The sequence below is a fragment of the Arthrobacter sp. TB 26 genome (genome assembly GCF_000427315.1).
Classification (GTDB): domain Bacteria; phylum Actinomycetota; class Actinomycetes; order Actinomycetales; family Micrococcaceae; genus Arthrobacter.
Genome location: NZ_AUPJ01000344.1, coordinates 1 through 14,921 on the forward strand (window position 1 = coordinate 1; position 14,921 = coordinate 14,921).

The 14,921-nt window shown below is 65.8% G+C and carries 16 protein-coding genes and 3 pseudogenes; 13 read left to right on the plus strand and 6 right to left on the minus strand.

Going from position 1 to position 14,921, the window contains the following annotated elements; genetic code table 11:
* From K789_RS0113200 to K789_RS0113215, 4 genes and pseudogenes are all read left to right on the plus strand, one after another.
* A pseudogene (locus K789_RS0113200) lies at window positions 1-231 on the plus strand (carbon monoxide dehydrogenase); the annotation flags it as partial.
* On the plus strand, window positions 224-1,351 hold the full coding sequence (locus tag K789_RS0113205) for an XdhC family protein (RefSeq protein WP_024367161.1): 1,128 nt from the start codon (window positions 224-226) through the stop codon (window positions 1,349-1,351). The pseudogene K789_RS0113200 and the gene K789_RS0113205, both read left to right, overlap by 8 nt.
* 10 nt (window positions 1,352-1,361) lie before the next feature.
* Window positions 1,362-1,994 (plus strand): DUF5134 domain-containing protein, encoded by a 633-nt coding sequence (locus K789_RS0113210; RefSeq protein WP_024367162.1) that lies wholly within the window; start codon window positions 1,362-1,364, stop codon window positions 1,992-1,994.
* A 56-nt stretch (window positions 1,995-2,050) separates the two neighbouring features.
* The gene (locus K789_RS0113215) at window positions 2,051-2,671 is read left to right on the plus strand and encodes an L-threonylcarbamoyladenylate synthase (RefSeq protein WP_024367163.1); all 621 of its coding nucleotides are present in this window, start codon (window positions 2,051-2,053) and stop codon (window positions 2,669-2,671) included.
* Between the two features lie 15 nt (window positions 2,672-2,686).
* Here the strand turns inward: K789_RS0113215 and K789_RS0113220 are convergent, their stop codons facing one another.
* Window positions 2,687-2,974: a hypothetical protein gene (locus K789_RS0113220; protein ID WP_035739719.1), complete on the minus strand. Its 288-nt coding sequence runs from the start codon at window positions 2,972-2,974 to the stop codon at window positions 2,687-2,689.
* 188 nt (window positions 2,975-3,162) lie between these two features.
* Here K789_RS0113220 and K789_RS0113225 point away from each other — a divergent pair, with 188 nt between their 5' ends.
* From K789_RS0113225 to K789_RS25155, 3 genes are all read left to right on the plus strand, one after another.
* Window positions 3,163-3,759, plus strand: coding sequence for a dihydrofolate reductase family protein (locus tag K789_RS0113225; protein ID WP_024367165.1), 597 nt, complete (start codon window positions 3,163-3,165; stop codon window positions 3,757-3,759).
* Window positions 3,760-3,851: 92 nt separating this feature from the next.
* Window positions 3,852-4,229 (plus strand): hypothetical protein, encoded by a 378-nt coding sequence (locus K789_RS0113230; protein WP_024367166.1) that lies wholly within the window; start codon window positions 3,852-3,854, stop codon window positions 4,227-4,229.
* On the plus strand, window positions 4,211-4,417 hold the full coding sequence (locus K789_RS25155) for a hypothetical protein (RefSeq protein WP_024367167.1): 207 nt from the start codon (window positions 4,211-4,213) through the stop codon (window positions 4,415-4,417). Before K789_RS0113230 ends, K789_RS25155 begins: the two co-directional genes overlap by 19 nt.
* Before the next feature lie 657 nt (window positions 4,418-5,074).
* Here K789_RS25155 and K789_RS0113240 read toward each other — a convergent pair.
* Entirely contained in the window at window positions 5,075-5,779 is a 705-nt protein-coding gene (locus K789_RS0113240; protein WP_024367168.1) for a class I SAM-dependent methyltransferase, read from the minus strand.
* 161 nt (window positions 5,780-5,940) lie between these two features.
* Here K789_RS0113240 and K789_RS0113245 point away from each other — a divergent pair, with 161 nt between their 5' ends.
* A complete protein-coding gene (locus tag K789_RS0113245; RefSeq protein WP_024367169.1) occupies window positions 5,941-6,399 on the plus strand; it encodes a DUF2975 domain-containing protein in 459 nt (152 codons plus the stop codon).
* Between the two features lie 125 nt (window positions 6,400-6,524).
* Window positions 6,525-7,630, plus strand: a pseudogene (locus K789_RS23095) (DUF4113 domain-containing protein); the annotation flags it as partial.
* 38 nt (window positions 7,631-7,668) lie between these two features.
* On the opposite strand, the gene K789_RS0113255 reads toward K789_RS23095, so the two are convergent.
* On the minus strand, window positions 7,669-8,634 hold the full coding sequence (locus tag K789_RS0113255; protein ID WP_306376565.1) for an AfsR/SARP family transcriptional regulator: 966 nt from the start codon (window positions 8,632-8,634) through the stop codon (window positions 7,669-7,671).
* 454 nt (window positions 8,635-9,088) lie between these two features.
* Window positions 9,089-9,666 (minus strand): annotated as a pseudogene (locus K789_RS26220) (S1C family serine protease).
* Window positions 9,667-9,839: 173 nt separating this feature from the next.
* Here K789_RS26220 and K789_RS24080 point away from each other — a divergent pair.
* Both K789_RS24080 and K789_RS0113275 read left to right on the plus strand, forming a co-directional pair.
* Window positions 9,840-10,337 (plus strand): HtaA domain-containing protein, encoded by a 498-nt coding sequence (locus tag K789_RS24080; RefSeq protein ID WP_024367173.1) that lies wholly within the window; start codon window positions 9,840-9,842, stop codon window positions 10,335-10,337.
* 282 nt (window positions 10,338-10,619) lie between these two features.
* Window positions 10,620-12,077, plus strand: a complete 1,458-nt coding sequence (locus K789_RS0113275) for a sensor histidine kinase (protein WP_051181045.1) — start codon at window positions 10,620-10,622, stop codon at window positions 12,075-12,077.
* On the opposite strand, the gene K789_RS0113280 is transcribed toward K789_RS0113275, so the two are convergent.
* Both K789_RS0113280 and K789_RS0113285 read right to left on the minus strand, forming a co-directional pair.
* Entirely contained in the window at window positions 12,025-12,735 is a 711-nt protein-coding gene (locus K789_RS0113280; protein ID WP_024367175.1) for a response regulator transcription factor, read from the minus strand. The two genes, K789_RS0113275 and K789_RS0113280, sit on opposite strands and share 53 nt — an antisense overlap.
* A gap of 104 nt (window positions 12,736-12,839) precedes the next feature.
* Window positions 12,840-13,106 (minus strand): hypothetical protein, encoded by a 267-nt coding sequence (locus K789_RS0113285; RefSeq protein ID WP_024367176.1) that lies wholly within the window; start codon window positions 13,104-13,106, stop codon window positions 12,840-12,842.
* 231 nt (window positions 13,107-13,337) lie between these two features.
* Between K789_RS0113285 and K789_RS0113290 the strand changes: the two genes are divergently transcribed.
* Window positions 13,338-13,640, plus strand: a complete 303-nt coding sequence (locus tag K789_RS0113290) for a DUF4193 domain-containing protein (RefSeq protein ID WP_024367177.1) — start codon at window positions 13,338-13,340, stop codon at window positions 13,638-13,640.
* 118 nt (window positions 13,641-13,758) lie between these two features.
* Window positions 13,759-14,921 (plus strand): diguanylate cyclase domain-containing protein (locus tag K789_RS0113295; protein ID WP_024367178.1); only part of this gene is annotated, 1,163 nt, incomplete at its 3' end.

Sequence of the window (14,921 nt, forward strand, 5' to 3'; positions counted from 1 at the left end):
GTCCCGGCCCCGGCCCCGGTGTCTGTCCCTGCCTCCGCCCCGGCATCCGCCCCTGTTGGCAGCCTGGACGCCCTCAGCCTCGCCAAGGGCATCGCGGCCGAGCAGCTGTCCAGCCCCGTGAAGGTCCTGGCGCTCATCGCCGTCGTGGCGTGCGTCTCCTACTGGGCGGGCCGGTGTTCCGCGTTCCGGCTGGTCCGGGCGATTGGAAGGCTGAAGACCGACCGTGCGTGATGTCCTGGCAGCCATGATGCCGGGCTGGCAGAGGGGTGACACCGCCGGCCTGGCCACCGTAGTGAGCACGTTCGAGTCGGCCCCGCGGCTCCCGGGCGCGTCCATGCTCGTGACCGCCGAGGGGGAAGCCGTCGGCTCGGTCTCCGGCGGGTGCGTCGAGGGCGCCGTGTACGAGCTCGCCACGCAGGTCAAGGAGGACGGCACGCCTGTCCTGGTGCGCTACGGGATCAGCGACGATGACGCGTTCGCCGTCGGCCTGACTTGCGGCGGGATCATCGACATCTTCGTCGAGCCCGTGTCCCGGCAAACCTTCGCCGAACTCGACGCCGTCCGGCAGGACATCGCCGGCGAGCGGCGCGTCGGGGTCGCCACGGTGATCGAACACCCGGACAGCAACTGGCTGGGCCGGCACCTGATCGTGCGGCCGGCGGGCTTTGAGGGCGACCTGGGATCCGAGCGGGCCAACCTCGCCGTGGGCGACGACACCCAGGGCCTGCTCGCCGCGGGCCGCTCCGGCATCCTGAGCTACGGCCCAGACGGGGAACGCCTGGACGCCGGAATGCGCGTCTTCTTCGCAAGCTACGCCCCGCCTCCGCGGATGCTGGTCTTCGGCGCGATCGACTTCGCCTCGGCGCTGGCCCGGCTGGGCACCTTCCTGGGCTACCGGGTCACGGTGTGCGATGCCCGGGCCGTTTTCGCTACCCCTGCGCGCTTTCCCGATGCAGCCGAGGTGGTCAACGCCTGGCCGCACCGCTACCTCGCCGGGCAGCTGGACAAAGGCCTGGTGGACGAGCGCACGGTGATGTGCGTCCTCACCCACGATCCGAAGTTCGATATTCCGCTGCTAGAGGTGGCGCTGCGCGGGCGGCCGATCGCCTTCATCGGCGCCATGGGTTCGCGTCGTACCCATGCAGACCGGATCGCCCGGCTGCGCGAAGCCGGCCTGGGCGAGGAAGAGCTGACCCGGCTGCACAGCCCGGTGGGCCTTGACCTTGGTGCGCGAACCCCAGAGGAGACCGCAGTGTCCATCGCTGCGGAGTTCATCGCCAAGCAGTGGAGCGGAAGCGGGGAACCGCTGCGGGAGCGCGACGAGCGCATCCACCACGACGAGCAGCACTGACCGGGCGCCCGTGATCGAGAACGGGGTCCTGCACTGGGGGCTGACGGCACTGCTGCTGGCAGCGTCGCTGTACGCTGCGTTTCGCGCCGGCCGCAAGTCGCCGTCGGACACCCGGGTCGGTTTTGGACTCCATGCCGCGATGATGGCCGCCATGGTGCTGATGCTGGCACCCGGACTCCGGTGGCCGGCACTCCCCCAGATCCTGTTCTTCGGCCTGGCCGCGTGGTGGTTCGTCCTCCGCGCCGTCTCCCGGCGACCGGGGCACATCCGCCCTGCAGGACGAGCCACCCGTGCGATCTTGCTCTACCACGCGCTGACTATGGCCGCAATGGCCTACATGCTGGCCACCATGGACGTGCACGGGGGCCAGGGCCCGGAGGCTGCCGACGTCGAGGCTGCCGGCATGGGCCAGACAGCACACCACGGCGGTGCCGCACTGGCAGGGTTGCCGCTGCCGGGCCCGAATCAGGCCTGGAGCAGCCAGGCCGCATTGGTTCTGGCTGTCGCATTCGGCCTGGCAGCTGCCGTGTGGGCCGTATTCCTGCTCCGGTCCCTGAAGGGCCGGGACCGTGGCGACACAGTCCTGGAACTCGTGTCCGCGGCATCGATGTCAGTCATGTTCTCGGCGCTCGCCGCCGCCTGACATGCGGCTCGGNCGGTCGTCAGGCGGCGCGCCGCCGTCGGGCGTAAGCTCGTCCCATGGCGAGATACTTCGATGTTCACCCCGAAAACCCCCAGGCACGCTCCATCAGCCAGGCCGTGGAAATCGTCCGTTCCGGCGGGCTGATCGCCTATCCCACTGACTCCTGCTATGCCCTCGGCGCGCAGATCGGGAACAAGGAGGCACTCGACCGGATCAGGGCCATCCGCCATCTCGATGCCAAGCACCACTTCACACTGGTCTGCAAGGACTTCGCCCAACTGGGTCAGTTTGTGCAGATCGACAACGATGTGTTCCGGAGCATCAAGGCCGTCACTCCCGGAAGCTACACCTTCATCCTGCCTGCCACCAAGGAGGTTCCCCGGCGGCTGCTGCACCCGAAGAAGAAGACAGTGGGCGTGCGCATCCCCGATAACCGGGTGGTCCAGGCACTGCTGGCGGAATTGGGCGAGCCGCTGCTCTCCAGCACCCTGTTGCTGCCGGACGAGGAGGAGCCCCTGACCCAGGGCTGGGAAATCAAGGAACGGCTCGAGCACGTGGTGGATGCCGTGATTGACTCCGGCGACTGCGGGGCGGAGCCCACCACCGTCATCGACTACTCCAGCGGCACGGCAGAAATCGTCCGTCGCGGCATGGGCGACCCGTCCCGCTTCGAATAGCGCGGCCCGGCGGTCCTAGACGGAGGCGGTTGCGGCTGCCCCCGCGGTGCCTGACGCCCGGTTCCGCAGCCAGCGCCGCGACAGGTCCATTGCCGCGACGAGTCCCGCGAGCGGCGTGAGCACAGCAGCGGCGTAGACGAACAGCAGCCAGGTGAGCGTGGTGAGCAGCGTCTGGTGGTCGCTCAGGAGGGACAGCCCGCCGAAGAGCCCGAGGCCCCAGAACAGGGCCACTCCGGCCAGCACGGCCGCGGCGGGAAAGTACTCGCTCGTGACAATACTTTTCACAATACTCAAGGTTTTCATGGACCCTCCTCGTGCCTGGCGGAGGGGAAGAGTCCGCCGGGGTCATTCCAAGTATGGGGCCCGCCGCACCCGGATTTTCGACGAAATCCCGGCACGTGACCAAGCTAACTTTGCCGCCCCGGCACGACGGCGACAACTGCCGGACACTCTGCCGGACCCGGACGGCCGAGTGGTGGCATGATGGGCGCATGAGCCAAGTCACTTGCGATCTGACGATCTCCCTCGACGGATTCGCCGCCGGCCCGAACCAAAGCCTGGCGGAACCCTTGGGCGAGGGCGGGGAGCGCATGCACAGGTGGCAGTTCGAAGAACCCCAAGCCAACGCGGCCTGGCGCGAAGGCATCCTCGCTTCCGTCGCCTACATCATGGGACGGAACATGTTCGCCGGGCCGGGGCCGGGGCCGTGGGATGCGGAATGGCGGGGATGGTGGGGTGAAGAACCGCCCTATCACGCACCCGTGTTCGTGCTCACTCACCATCCACGCGAGCCACTGGAGATGCAGGGCGGCACCACGTTCACCTTCGTCACCGATGGGATCGAATCGGCGTTGGCCCAGGCGCGGAAGGCCGCTAACAGCAAGGACGTGGCGATAGCCGGAGGGGCGCAGACCGTCCGCCAGTACCTTTCGGCGGGGCTGATCGACGAACTGCGGCTCCACATCGCTCCCATCGTCCTGGGAGCGGGCGAGCGGCTGCTGGACGGCGTCACGAACCTCCAGCTTGAGCCGACGGAAGTGAGCGGCACCGGCCTCGTCACCCACGTGCGCTACCGGGTAACCCGCTGAAAAGCTAACGCTCAATCGTGGGAGGTACGTGTCGTCACGAGCCCCCGGCCCTTTGCCTGAGGCATCACATTCCGCAAAGACGATCGGTAACAATGAACCCTATTGACCTCCCGGCCCACCAACTCGCCGCTTTCGCCCGCCCGGTGCTGGAATACCTTCCGGCCGGGTTCGACGCTGAGGACGCAGCGCAAGCCGAGAGCGACGACGTCGGATCCCTCGCCGCTCTTGCCTCACCGGGCGTCGTGGCGGCCAGGATCGGCCGGCTGGGAGCCGAAGAACGGGACCTGACCGGGGCTCTAACGATCTCGTGGCCGGAAGCGGCGGCTGAAGTGTTCACCGGTTACCAGCGCGAACATCAAGCGTGGCGGTCCGGCGCCCCAGAGCTCCGGGACGACCACGGCTTGGCGGGATTGGCGGCTGCCACACGCTCTTTGGCCGACGTGCAGTCTGCATGCTGGACGAGTTCCTGACGGAACGCCTGCGTGGCAAGGGCTTGGCTCCCGCAGTGCAGTCGTCGTTCCTGGCCGGTCAACGATCGGGCGCGGACACCGTATGGGGCCACATCCACGCGAGAAACCTGTCCTCGCTCCGCACGGCGCAGAAGCTGGGCCGCCGCGCGGTCCAGCAGGAGTACTTCGTCAGCCTGCCCGCATTCTGAAGGTGGCTCCCAACGGGCGGGGCCCTTAGGCACCGTCACTCGGGTAGTGGAGCAAAACCACGCCGTGAATCACCGTGGTGTTCCACCCTGCCTGCGTGAGGCCAACCTCCCTGCACTACCAGAGAAGGTCCTGTTCACCGAGGGAACAGAAGCGGGGGAAGTCCGGACACCTGAATCGACCAGTTCACGCAGTTGGCGAGCGGCGGTGCGTGGATCTTTGGAGGCGCCAGGCTGTCCCATGTCAGTCGCAAGTTTGCCCGGGTGAACGGCCCAGCAGCTAACGCGGCCCTGCAGGTCCTGAGCCAAGGCGACGGTCAGCATGTTTTGCGCAGCTTTGGAGATTTTGTAGGCATAACTCGTCGACAGATGTGAGAAGTCACCGTTGGCCTGGGCAGCGAGGGATCCCAGCCGAGACGTCATGCTGATGATGATCGGATCGGGGGCCGCCAACAGGTTGGGCAACAGGAACTGTACAAGGCGAAGCGGGTCGGCCCCTTCTTCATCCGCTCAGGCTAGCCGCATTGCGAGGCACTTCGTTCATTGCCGGGCCCATCTCCCAGGCTGATGCCAGCGACGGAGCAGCTTCAACGACGGCCAACAACCCCCTGAGCCAGTTCCTCATCGGACGAAGCGGGCAAAAGCGGTTCAACCGCCGACCTAGTTTGCCTCGAGGACGAAGAAGATGAAGGACAGGAACGCTGTCTTCTCTCCGCTGAGGATGCGCGGGGGAAGGAGTTCGTGTGGTGTGTCCGGAGATGGTTCAGGTTCGCTCACGGTGGCTACGCGGTATCCCGCCGATGTGAAGGCGTTGATCATCGCGTGAAGTGGCCTGTGCCAAAAGGTCAGGACCGCAGGCTCGCCATTGAACTCGTAATCCTCCGAGTACTGCCGGATGGCGAAGTAATCCTCGGCTGGTTGGGTGACCACGCTGACCGAGGGGTGGTTGACCGACAGGATCAGGCGACCACCCGGCTTCAGCACGCGCCGCAATTCGGCAAGCGGTGCCGACCAGTCCTCCAGATAGTGCAGGACCAGGGACGAGACGACGTCGTCGAAGGAGCCATCGGCGAAAGGGAGCAGCTTGCCGAGGTCGGCCACGTGCAGGTCCGCGGTCGCGCCCAATCGCTGTCTTGCCAACTCCAGCATCGCAGGACTGGAATCGAAGCCGGTCATGATCGCGCCCTTCGCGCTCAGCGCCGCGGACAGGGGCCCGGACCCGCACCCTGCATCCAGGATCCGGTGGCCGTCGACCTCGCCGGCGAGAGCAATCATCGCCGGCCGCTCGTAGTAGGCGTTGAGGAGGCTGGACTCATTTTCAGCCGAGTAGTTCTCGGCGAAATCGTCATAGTGGTTGGCCTTCACTTCTCTTCCCTTTCAGGCGGATTCTCACGGGCGGGACAATAGGGTTGACCCTAGCAAGCAAGAGCCGCCCGTCCCTACGACTTACGGGACACCCCTTAGTGTCTTTTTGCCTTCTCCAAGGGTGGTTGAGATCCCGTCGCTGCCTGCCAAAGGAGACAGAGATGATTCGTAGAACCTCGTTCGCGCTGACTGTGGGACTTCTCAGCTTGCTGCTCTTGTCCGTGTTCGCGCAGGTATGGATTCTCCCCTCCGCAGTGGAGAGTGTGGTTGCCGTCTTCCCGGAGGTCGAGCCGCTCACCGTTCCGGCCATAGTCTGGGGAATCTGCGCGATCGCCTGCTGGCAAGCTATTGCCTTCATTGGACTGCGGCTTGTTATACGCGCCCGCGACCACGGATTCGATTCATCCGCTAACAAATGGCTGCGCGCGATGGTTGGTTGTCTCCTCGCGTTCATCGTGGTCGTTGTGGCAGCCTTCATCGCGCTGAACGTGCTGGCGTACACGACCCCAGGCGTGATGCTGGGACTCATCGCCGGAGGATTCAGCGCTCTGATCGCAGCGACCTCTCTCGTACTTTATCTTGGGACCAGGCCACCAATGCCGCAGTATTCGCATCCCTGACGGATAAGGTCTATCGGTAACTTGCGGAGTAGCTTTTGAACGAATAGCTCTTCAAGTTTGGGCCACGTCCACCCGCCCAGCTCCGGCGCGCATGGAGGTCCACCAACGACCACTTCATGGCTGGGCCCTGGTTCAAGCTCGCGCCGCGGGCGAAGGAGTGAGGGCTCGTGGCGCGTTCCAGCAACTACGAGCTCTACGGGGACATCAGCACCCGGGTAATGGAACTCCTCGGCCGCTACTCGGCCTGGCTGGAGGTCTACAGCATCGACGAGGCTTTTCTGGGCATCAGCGGCAGCCCGGAGGAGCTGCACCGGCTGGGCCACTCGATGAAGACGGCAGTGCGCCGGACGTCGGCGTCCCCGTCTGCGTTGGCACCGCAGGCACTAAAACGTTGGCGAAACTGGCCAACAAGTGGGCCAAACACAATCCGGCGTTCGACGGCGTCTGCCACTGGGATGCCGTCCCCGCCGCCCAGCAGGAAAGGCTCATGGCGGGCCTGTCCGTGATCGAGCTCCGGGGTGTAGCGGCACGGTTGACCAAACGGCTGAACGGACTGGGAATCCATTCGATTTTGGACCTCGCCCGGACGGATCCGATCCGGATCAGGGACCGCTTTTCGGTGGTGCTGATGCGCACGGTCCTCGAACTCCAGGGAACTCCGTGCATCCCGCTGGAAGAGCAGCGAACAGGGCGCGACCAGCTCATCTTCAGCCGCTCCTTCGCCACTCCGATCACCACCGGCGCCGGGCTGCGCCAGGTCCTCGGCGTCTATGCCCAGCAGGCTAGCGCCCGACTGGCACGCCACGGGCTTCAGGCCAAGGTGCTGACAGCATTCGCGGCCACGTCGTTCTACAACCCGCAGTCCAGTTCCCACCCTTCTGTGTGCGTGCCGCTGCCCATGCCCACCGCGGACCCGGTCCTCCTGGCAAGGGCTGCCTATGCCCTGCTCCCCCGGATCGACGGCGGCGTCAAGTATGTCCGCGCGGGCATCATGGTCACCGACCTGCGGCCCGCGGGCAACCAGGCGCCGCTGGCGGTCTTCGAGAGCGCGCATGAGGAACGCGGCATTGGCTCGCTGCTTGAGGAGGCCAGCCGGAGGTACGGCCGGGGCTCGATCGGCCTTGGCCACGCCGGAATCCGGGGCGGGCCGGACTGGAGCATGAAACGGGACATGCTGTCCCCCCGCTACACCACCCACTGGGACGAGCTCCCGGTCGTCAAAGCCGTGTGAAGTGCCCCGCCGGCGGGCCGCGGCGGGACCGGCAGAATTCAGACGGCGACAGCCAGCGCCTGTTGAAGGAAGGAGTCGAGCACCCGGCCGGCGTTCTCCTGCATGCGCCGGGATTCCTCTGCGGCGGGCTGCGTGCATTTGGGCCCGTGCAGCCGTTCGCCCAGATAGAGCAGGGCAGCCAACACTTCAGAGAGTTCGGTGTTTCCCTCGGCGCGTTGCCGCAACAGCCTCAGGTGGGCAGCCTGCAGGGCCGGCCCCGGGGCGCAGCCCAAGTCGCGGTCGAACAGCCGGCGGCAGCGCTCATACGCGGACAGTCCCTCGACTGGCAGTCCCGCCTGCTCGTATCCCGCGACCAGGATGGTCCATGCACGTTCGTTGAGCGGTTCGGACCGGATAGCAGTCTGGGCCAGCGAAATGGCGAGATCGGGCTTGTCCAGAAATGCTGCGGTTTCTGCGGCGAGAATCTGGGCGGCGACTTTCTCGGCTGCATGGCGGGCCCGTGCTTCCTCCGCCCAGTCGGCCACGAGCTCAAAGCCCAGCAGCGGCTCTGCGGCCAGTTCCAAGGCCTGCATCGAGAGCACGTGAGCCTCCGCCGGCGGGGACTGCCGGGCCGCGCGGACCAGCTCGTGAAACTCTGCAAGGTCGAGTTCCACCAGCTGCGGCTCAAGGACGTAGCCGGCGTTCGCGGTGCGAAGCGGACCCGATTTGGTGTTGCCGGGCTGGATCGCCCGGCGCAGGCTGCTGACATAGCTCTCTAGAGTGGCGACGGCGCCGTCGCTGGCATGGGGTCCCCAAAGAATCTCCACGAGACGCGTCTTCGACACAGGTGTCCCGAGGTTCAGCAGGAGTATTTCCAGAATGTGCCGCGGCTTGCAGCCGCCCAGGTCCGCAGCCCTGAGGACTTCTCCATTTCGCCGGACCTCGAATGTTCCGAATAGCCGAACCGAAATTGCCGGCGTGGGAACGCTCAAATTCTCCACTTTGATCCCCTCCCCAGGTATCACCTAATCGCTCCTCGAAGAGCCGAAAGGAATTACAGGAGAATTACGCTGAGACTCACTTCCATCCGACTTTCTAGGGAAACCGTTTCACGCAGGACAAGGCACAACAAGGAATACAACTACCCGATCCTTTACCGCGCGGAAAGTCGGGTACACCGGGGATCGCCGCCAAGTAACCTCCAGACGTCTTCTGAGTACCCGGGCGATGAGGCAAGTATCGCCACCCGCGCGCGTGGCACGCCGGCGAGTAGGTCCACCCGGACCGAAATGCAGGCGGTAACGGCGGCCCTGCCGGAAGATTTCTCCGGGAGCGCAGGGGCACAGGGGCCGGCCGTGCACCTGTCCCCCTCGACGAAGATCAGGTCTCGAACGAGGCCGGACGCACGGTCGGAAATTTCCACATCACATTTTTCGGCCATTGTCGGTAGCCAATGAAATACGGATTGAGTCACCGTGGTCAACTCAAGAGGAAATTGCCGACCCCAGCAGCATTCCCGAGGCCACCGCTAAACTGCCACTTCTCACTCATCTCCTCGGGGACGGAGAGCACCCGGATTTCAGAACCGTCGCGCAATACGGCCAACTCCAGCGGCAGGCCAATTGCCTCGGCAAACAGCAGCTTTTGGAGGCTTTCGGCATTGGAGACCGCTTTTTCACCGACCCGCGAGCGCCCCGCCGGAACTTCCCGGGTTGAGGGTGGCGTCAGTCTGGATCACGTCCTCGATCATCCGGCGGTTGCGTCCGGACCAGACGGGGACGGAGCGTCGCAGTCCGCTGACCGCCCCGGCGGTCACGGAGCCCGAGAGTCCCAGGGGGTTACTCACCGCGATGACCAGCTGCCCGACCTTGAGCGACGCTGCATCACCCAGGTCCGCGGGCGTCACAGTCGGGGCCCTGGCGGCCGATGCCGGACACTTCCAGCGCCGCCACATGGGGAGTCACCGCGGCTGCGACGCGAATCACCGTTGCGGAGTATGAATCAAGGGGGTCCTCGGACACCTCGGGGTCAGGGACCCGGCTGATGACAGTTGCCACAGCGCACCTCCTGAACTGGTACTCATCTAAGCCAACCACCGGCCCGGGAGCGGTAGTCCGGCGCCCCCAGAGAAATACGCCGGATGTCACGACGGCTGGGCTGCAGTTCATGCAGCGGGCCATGCGCAGCTAGGCTCAGAGGAGACCCGCTTTTCAGCCACAGGAGAACCTACGTGAACCCAGCGTCCGCTTCACCCGATCTGCTGCCCGCGCTGGGCCTGAGCTGGGGCATCAAGCGCAGCTTCATCGAGTACATCAACAGCCTGCCGGACGGGTCCGTCTCCGCGACCGACGGGGCGACCGTGGCCGAACCTTCCCTGTTCCGCTTCAGCCCCGAGTCCTCAGACTACGACGTCGAACGCGGCACAGGAGTGCTGCGCTTCCGCGGCGACGTCCGGCTCGCCGGCCACCACGGCATGCTGCTGGTCCGGCTGCTGGACCCTTGGATCACCTTCACAGCCGGCAGCGGAGTGCTCTCGATCAGCACCGGCGACGGCCAGGACCGCACCGCCGTCGGGTTCCTCACTCCCTCGAAGGCCCGCGCCGCCGACGGGTCTCTCGTCTGGGAACACGTCGACGTCGTCATTTCCCCGGAGGGATCCGATCTCTTCGACGGCCAGTATGCCGCCGGCCAGCCCATGGATCCGCTCTTCATCCGGGTCGCGACCTAAGGCGAACAACGATGGTGGATTTCGCGGACGATCGCCGCCGGCTACACCTGCACAAATGACCGGCCGCACACTGGTTGAGGAGAGAGTGCGGCCGGTAGCATGTGGCGGCCGGCGGATGTGCGCCGGAGCCTTGAGCCTGACGGCTCGTTTCATGGACTTTTCCTTGCTTTAACTGTGCCGCACGGCACCTGAGAGGACCCTGAGAAGGCCCCGCCGCGCCGGGCCCCGGAAAACTCTCCGTCAGCGGTTGTCCGGGGACCGCAGGTGCCGCATTCTTGGAACATGGAACGGCTCACGTCCCCGGCCGGGCGGCCCCGCCGCCGGAGCAGTTGGGGCTTGCGCAAGCGCTCGACGGCGGTCGCCGTCGCCGTCGTTGCCGCTGCGTTGCTCCTCGGCGGCGTCATCTGGCTCGCCCTGCTGCAAAGCACCCTCACTGCCTCGATCGATTCAGCTTCCCTGCGGAAGGCGCAAAACGTGATCGTCCAACTGGCTGACCATGACATCGAAGAGGTCGCTGAATACATCGGGTTGACGGCTTACGCCGGCCAGTACGTCCAACTCCTGGACGCATCCGGGCAGGTGGTGGCAGGATCCGAGCCCAAAGCCGCCCAGATGCCCCTGACCGGCCTGCGCCCCTCCCCTGGAAAAACCCAGACCCAGGACGTCTCCAGTCTTCCCGTCATCGGCAATCAGGACGACTTCCACGTAGTCACCGCCGGAGTGCGGGTCGGTTCCGCCGAGTACACCGTTGTGGTTGCCTCCTCAGTGCAGGTGCAGGCCGACACCGTTGCCACCGTGGCGTGGTTCCTGCTGGCAGCTACCCCGTTGCTGCTCGCTGTCGTTGGCATCTCCGTGTGGCTGCTGGTGGGACGATCGCTGCGCCAGGTCGAAAGGATCCGGGGCCAGGTTGCCCGGATCAACGCCGAACGCCTCGATGGCCGCATCGACGTCCCGCCCACCGACGACGAACTCGAGGCACTGGCCCGGACCATGAACCTGATGTTGGAGCGGCTCCAGGCATCGGACCGTGAACAGCGCCGCTTCGTCTCCGATGCAAGCCACGAATTGCGCAGCCCGCTGGCCACTTTAAGTGCCGGCGTGGAGATCGCCGCGGCGGATCCGTCCGGAGCGATGTGGCTCCAGATGAAGGATGTCCTCGCCGGCGAAACGGAGCGCATGCGCTATCTTGTGGAGGACCTGCTAACCCTGGCCAAGGCGAACGACGGGGGGCTGGCGGTCGAGGATGCAGACGTGGACCTGGACGACGTCGTGGACCAGGAAATCAGGCGGCTGCGATCGGCGAGCCTGCACCAGATCACAGCCGAGCTCACGCCGACCCGAATCCGGGGCGATGCCCGGCGCATCGGCCAGGTGCTCCGCAACGTCCTGGACAACGCTGAGCGGCACGCGCGGTCCTGGCTCCGGGTCACCCTGCGCACCACGGCCGGCGGCGCCGTGATCACCGTCGACAACGACGGCGATCCCGTTCCCGCGGCGGACCGGGCGCGGATCTTTGAGCGCTTTGTCCGGCTCGATGAGAGCCGCTCCCGGGAAAGCGGTGGCAGCGGTCTCGGCCTGGCAATTGCGGCAGGGATCATGTCCGCCCACCACGGCACCATCCGCGCCACCGAAGGACCCGACGGTGAATGCCGTTTCGAAATTGCGTTTCCCGTGCCCGGGGCTCCGGCTACCGATGAGGGCGCGGAGCACGCGCCGGTTCGGAAATCTGCCCGGCGCTGAGCTGGTAACCCATCCCTCGTACTGTGGCCAGGCTGCGGACACCGAACGGGACATCTATCTTGCGCCGCAGGTAACCGATGTAGACCTCCACGACGTTGTCCCCGCCTTCGAATGCCGAATCCCAGACGTTGTCGAGGATCTCCGCCTTCGACACAACCTCGTCGTGCCGCCGCATGAGATAGTGCAGCAGCCCGTATTCGCGGGCGGTCAGGCTGATGTCGGTGCCGTCCCGGCGGACCCGGCGGGTGACGGGGTCGACGGACAGGGTCCCCAGTATCAGCACGACGGGCCGCTCCGGTGCCCCGCGTCGAATCAGGGCACGGATCCGGGCCACGAGTACCAGGAAGCTGAACGGTTTGGTCAGGTAGTCATCGGCACCGAGGTCAAAGGCATCCGTCTGGTCGTACTCCCCGTCCTTGGCGGTGAGCATCAGCACCGGGGTCCAGATCCTGCGTTGGCGCAACTCCTTGAGCACGTCGTAGCCGTTCATCAGCGGCAGCATCAAGTCCAGCAGGATCGCGTCGTAGGAGGATTCGCTTGCGGCCGACAGCCCGCTGACGCCGTCATGGGCAACGTCCACGACGAACCCTTCATTCACGAGGCCCCGGCGAACGGTATCAGCGAGATGCCGCTCATCCTCCACGATCAGAACCCTCATTGCCGGACTCCTCTCCTAGGACCCAGTATGGCGCCTGGAGCGCCATACGGCATGTCTGGTTCCACGAGAGGATCGCGGGCACCGCACGGTGAGCGGGGCGTTCCCTAAACGTCTTCGCGGGCCTGCGGCACGTGGGCAGCGGAACCAAACAGCCAGCCGGAGACATCGCTGCGCAGGACAAAGTGGGGCCCGCCCGTGGCGCTGACACTGCCGGTGGGAACGTAGTACCCGCGCCCAGCGCCGGGACCGCCGGCCGCACGGTCAAGGGCGTCGGTAAGCTGTCTGGGCAGATGGCCCACGGGGCCGAGGGCGCGGAGGCGGTCAACTTCGTCCGGCGTGAGCCTTCCGAACACTGCAGCGATATCTGCCATCACGGTTCCCTTCTGGCGGACGGTACCTGAGAAACAAGCCTAGGACCACAGCGTGAACGGCACATGACATCCGGACGACGATCATCGAACAGATGCCACCCGGGCGGCAACCACGAACCGGTGTTGTGAGTGTCACTGCACACAGTTCCCATACACCCAGCAAATTAACGGGTGCATGCTGTACCGTTCAATCCCGGGAAACTCAGAACAACGGAATCGAGAATCAACCAGGTGGCAACCGACTATGACGAAGTCCGATCCGACGTTGCGGAATCACGCAACGCCTCGCTGGAGGCCCTTCGCTCCGCGAACGCGCCGGACGCCCGCAGCGTAACCCGCGAGCTCGATGAGGCTGACACCTCTGAAGGCGTAGAATTGCCGGGCGCCGACCTGTCCGGCGAGGAACTGACGGTCACCGTCATTCCGCAGAAGGACGACGAGTTCACGTGCTACTCATGTTTCCTCGTCCGGCACCGCTCGCAACTCGCCCGCGAAAAGGCAGGCCACTCGTACTGCGCTGACTGCATGAGCTAACACGTGGCCCGCTTCACATTTCCGCTGTAATGCCGTCGGGCATGCTATGCACGGCGCGTTCCGATACGCTCCTCATTGACGATTCGGCGCGTGCCGGTACCTAGCCGGAGGCGGAATCATGCGGAACTGGACCATCAAGCCTGAGGACCAGCCTCCCCTGGCCGCTGGCGCCACTACCGATGGCCATGGTGTTACCAACAGCTTCGGCGCCGGCAAACCCGGCACCGGAGCTGTTGCCGTCGGGACCGGAGACCGGCGCCCCCCGCGCACCTGGAGCCTCAAGACCGAATGGTCGAGGGCCTTCGCCATGATGCTGGTGGCACTGCTCGTGGGGGCCCTGGCCACAGTTGTCGGCGTCAGGGGTGTCGGGGACCAGGTCCAGGAAGCTGCCGCCCGCCTCCAAGGCGAATCAGAGTTGATCGCGCAATTGCGCTCCGCCCTCGATGCCCATGAACAGGCCGGTCATCAGCTCCTGTCCAACGCACCGGTCGACCGTTCGGCGTTCCTCCAACAGCAGCTGGACATTTCCCGCCGCTTCGACGAGGCCATCGACTACCTGCCGGCGGAGCGGGACATGCGCGCCGCCGCCGGCCTGGCCCGCGCGCAGTGGCAGGACGGCCTCGCGGAACGCGGGCTGTGGGGCGACCAGGTGAAGACCCTCACGGGAAACCACGTGGCCGAGTCACCGGATCTCGACGCGTCCGGCGCCGGGGTCCGTGCCTTGCTGGATGGGATCCAGCGGTCAGCCCTGGAGGCGATGGACTCGGGGCTGGCCTACAGTGCCGAGCTCCAGCAGATCGTGATCGCTGCCCGCAGTGCCTTGTTCGGGCTGGCGGCGGCCGGCGTCATTTACTTCCGCAGCAGAATGGTCAAATTCCTGATCCGGCCCATCGAGGGCCTGCACAGCGGGGTTCTCAAACTGAAGGCCGGCGACTACAGCCACCGCATCGACGTCGTCCGCCGCGACGAACTGGGTGAACTGGCAGAGGCCTTCAACTCCATGGCAGCCGCCGTCCACGACAGCCATCTGGCCCTAACGCACCGCGCCACGCATGATCCCCTGACCGGGCTTGCAAACCGGGCGGCGTTGACTGAACGGCTCGCGGTGTCATTCCAGCCGGGCACAGCCGGAACGTCCCGGCACGAAGGGCTGTTGTTCGTCGATGTCGACGACTTCAAGGACGTAAACGACTCGCTGGGGCACGAAGGCGGCGACGCGCTGCTCATCCAGCTCGCCAACCGCTTGCAGGCTTGCGTGCGGTCCCACGACCTCGCCGCCCG

Bases quoted from the DNA above. Each gene is read 5' to 3' on its own strand.
- K789_RS0113215 (WP_024367163.1), top strand. From the start codon at position 2,051: ATGGCGAGATACTTCGATGTTCACCCCGAAAACCCCCAGGCACGCTCC.
- K789_RS0113220 (WP_035739719.1), bottom strand. From the start codon at position 2,974: ATGAAAACCTTGAGTATTGTGAAAAGTATTGTCACGAGCGAGTACTTT.
- K789_RS0113225 (WP_024367165.1), top strand. From the start codon at position 3,163: ATGAGCCAAGTCACTTGCGATCTGACGATCTCCCTCGACGGATTCGCC.
- K789_RS0113230 (WP_024367166.1), top strand. From the start codon at position 3,852: ATGAACCCTATTGACCTCCCGGCCCACCAACTCGCCGCTTTCGCCCGC.
- K789_RS25155 (WP_024367167.1), top strand. From the start codon at position 4,211: ATGCTGGACGAGTTCCTGACGGAACGCCTGCGTGGCAAGGGCTTGGCT.
- K789_RS0113245 (WP_024367169.1), top strand. From the start codon at position 5,941: ATGATTCGTAGAACCTCGTTCGCGCTGACTGTGGGACTTCTCAGCTTG.
- K789_RS0113275 (WP_051181045.1), top strand. From the start codon at position 10,620: ATGGAACGGCTCACGTCCCCGGCCGGGCGGCCCCGCCGCCGGAGCAGT.
- K789_RS0113280 (WP_024367175.1), bottom strand. From the start codon at position 12,735: ATGAGGGTTCTGATCGTGGAGGATGAGCGGCATCTCGCTGATACCGTT.
- K789_RS0113285 (WP_024367176.1), bottom strand. From the start codon at position 13,106: ATGGCAGATATCGCTGCAGTGTTCGGAAGGCTCACGCCGGACGAAGTT.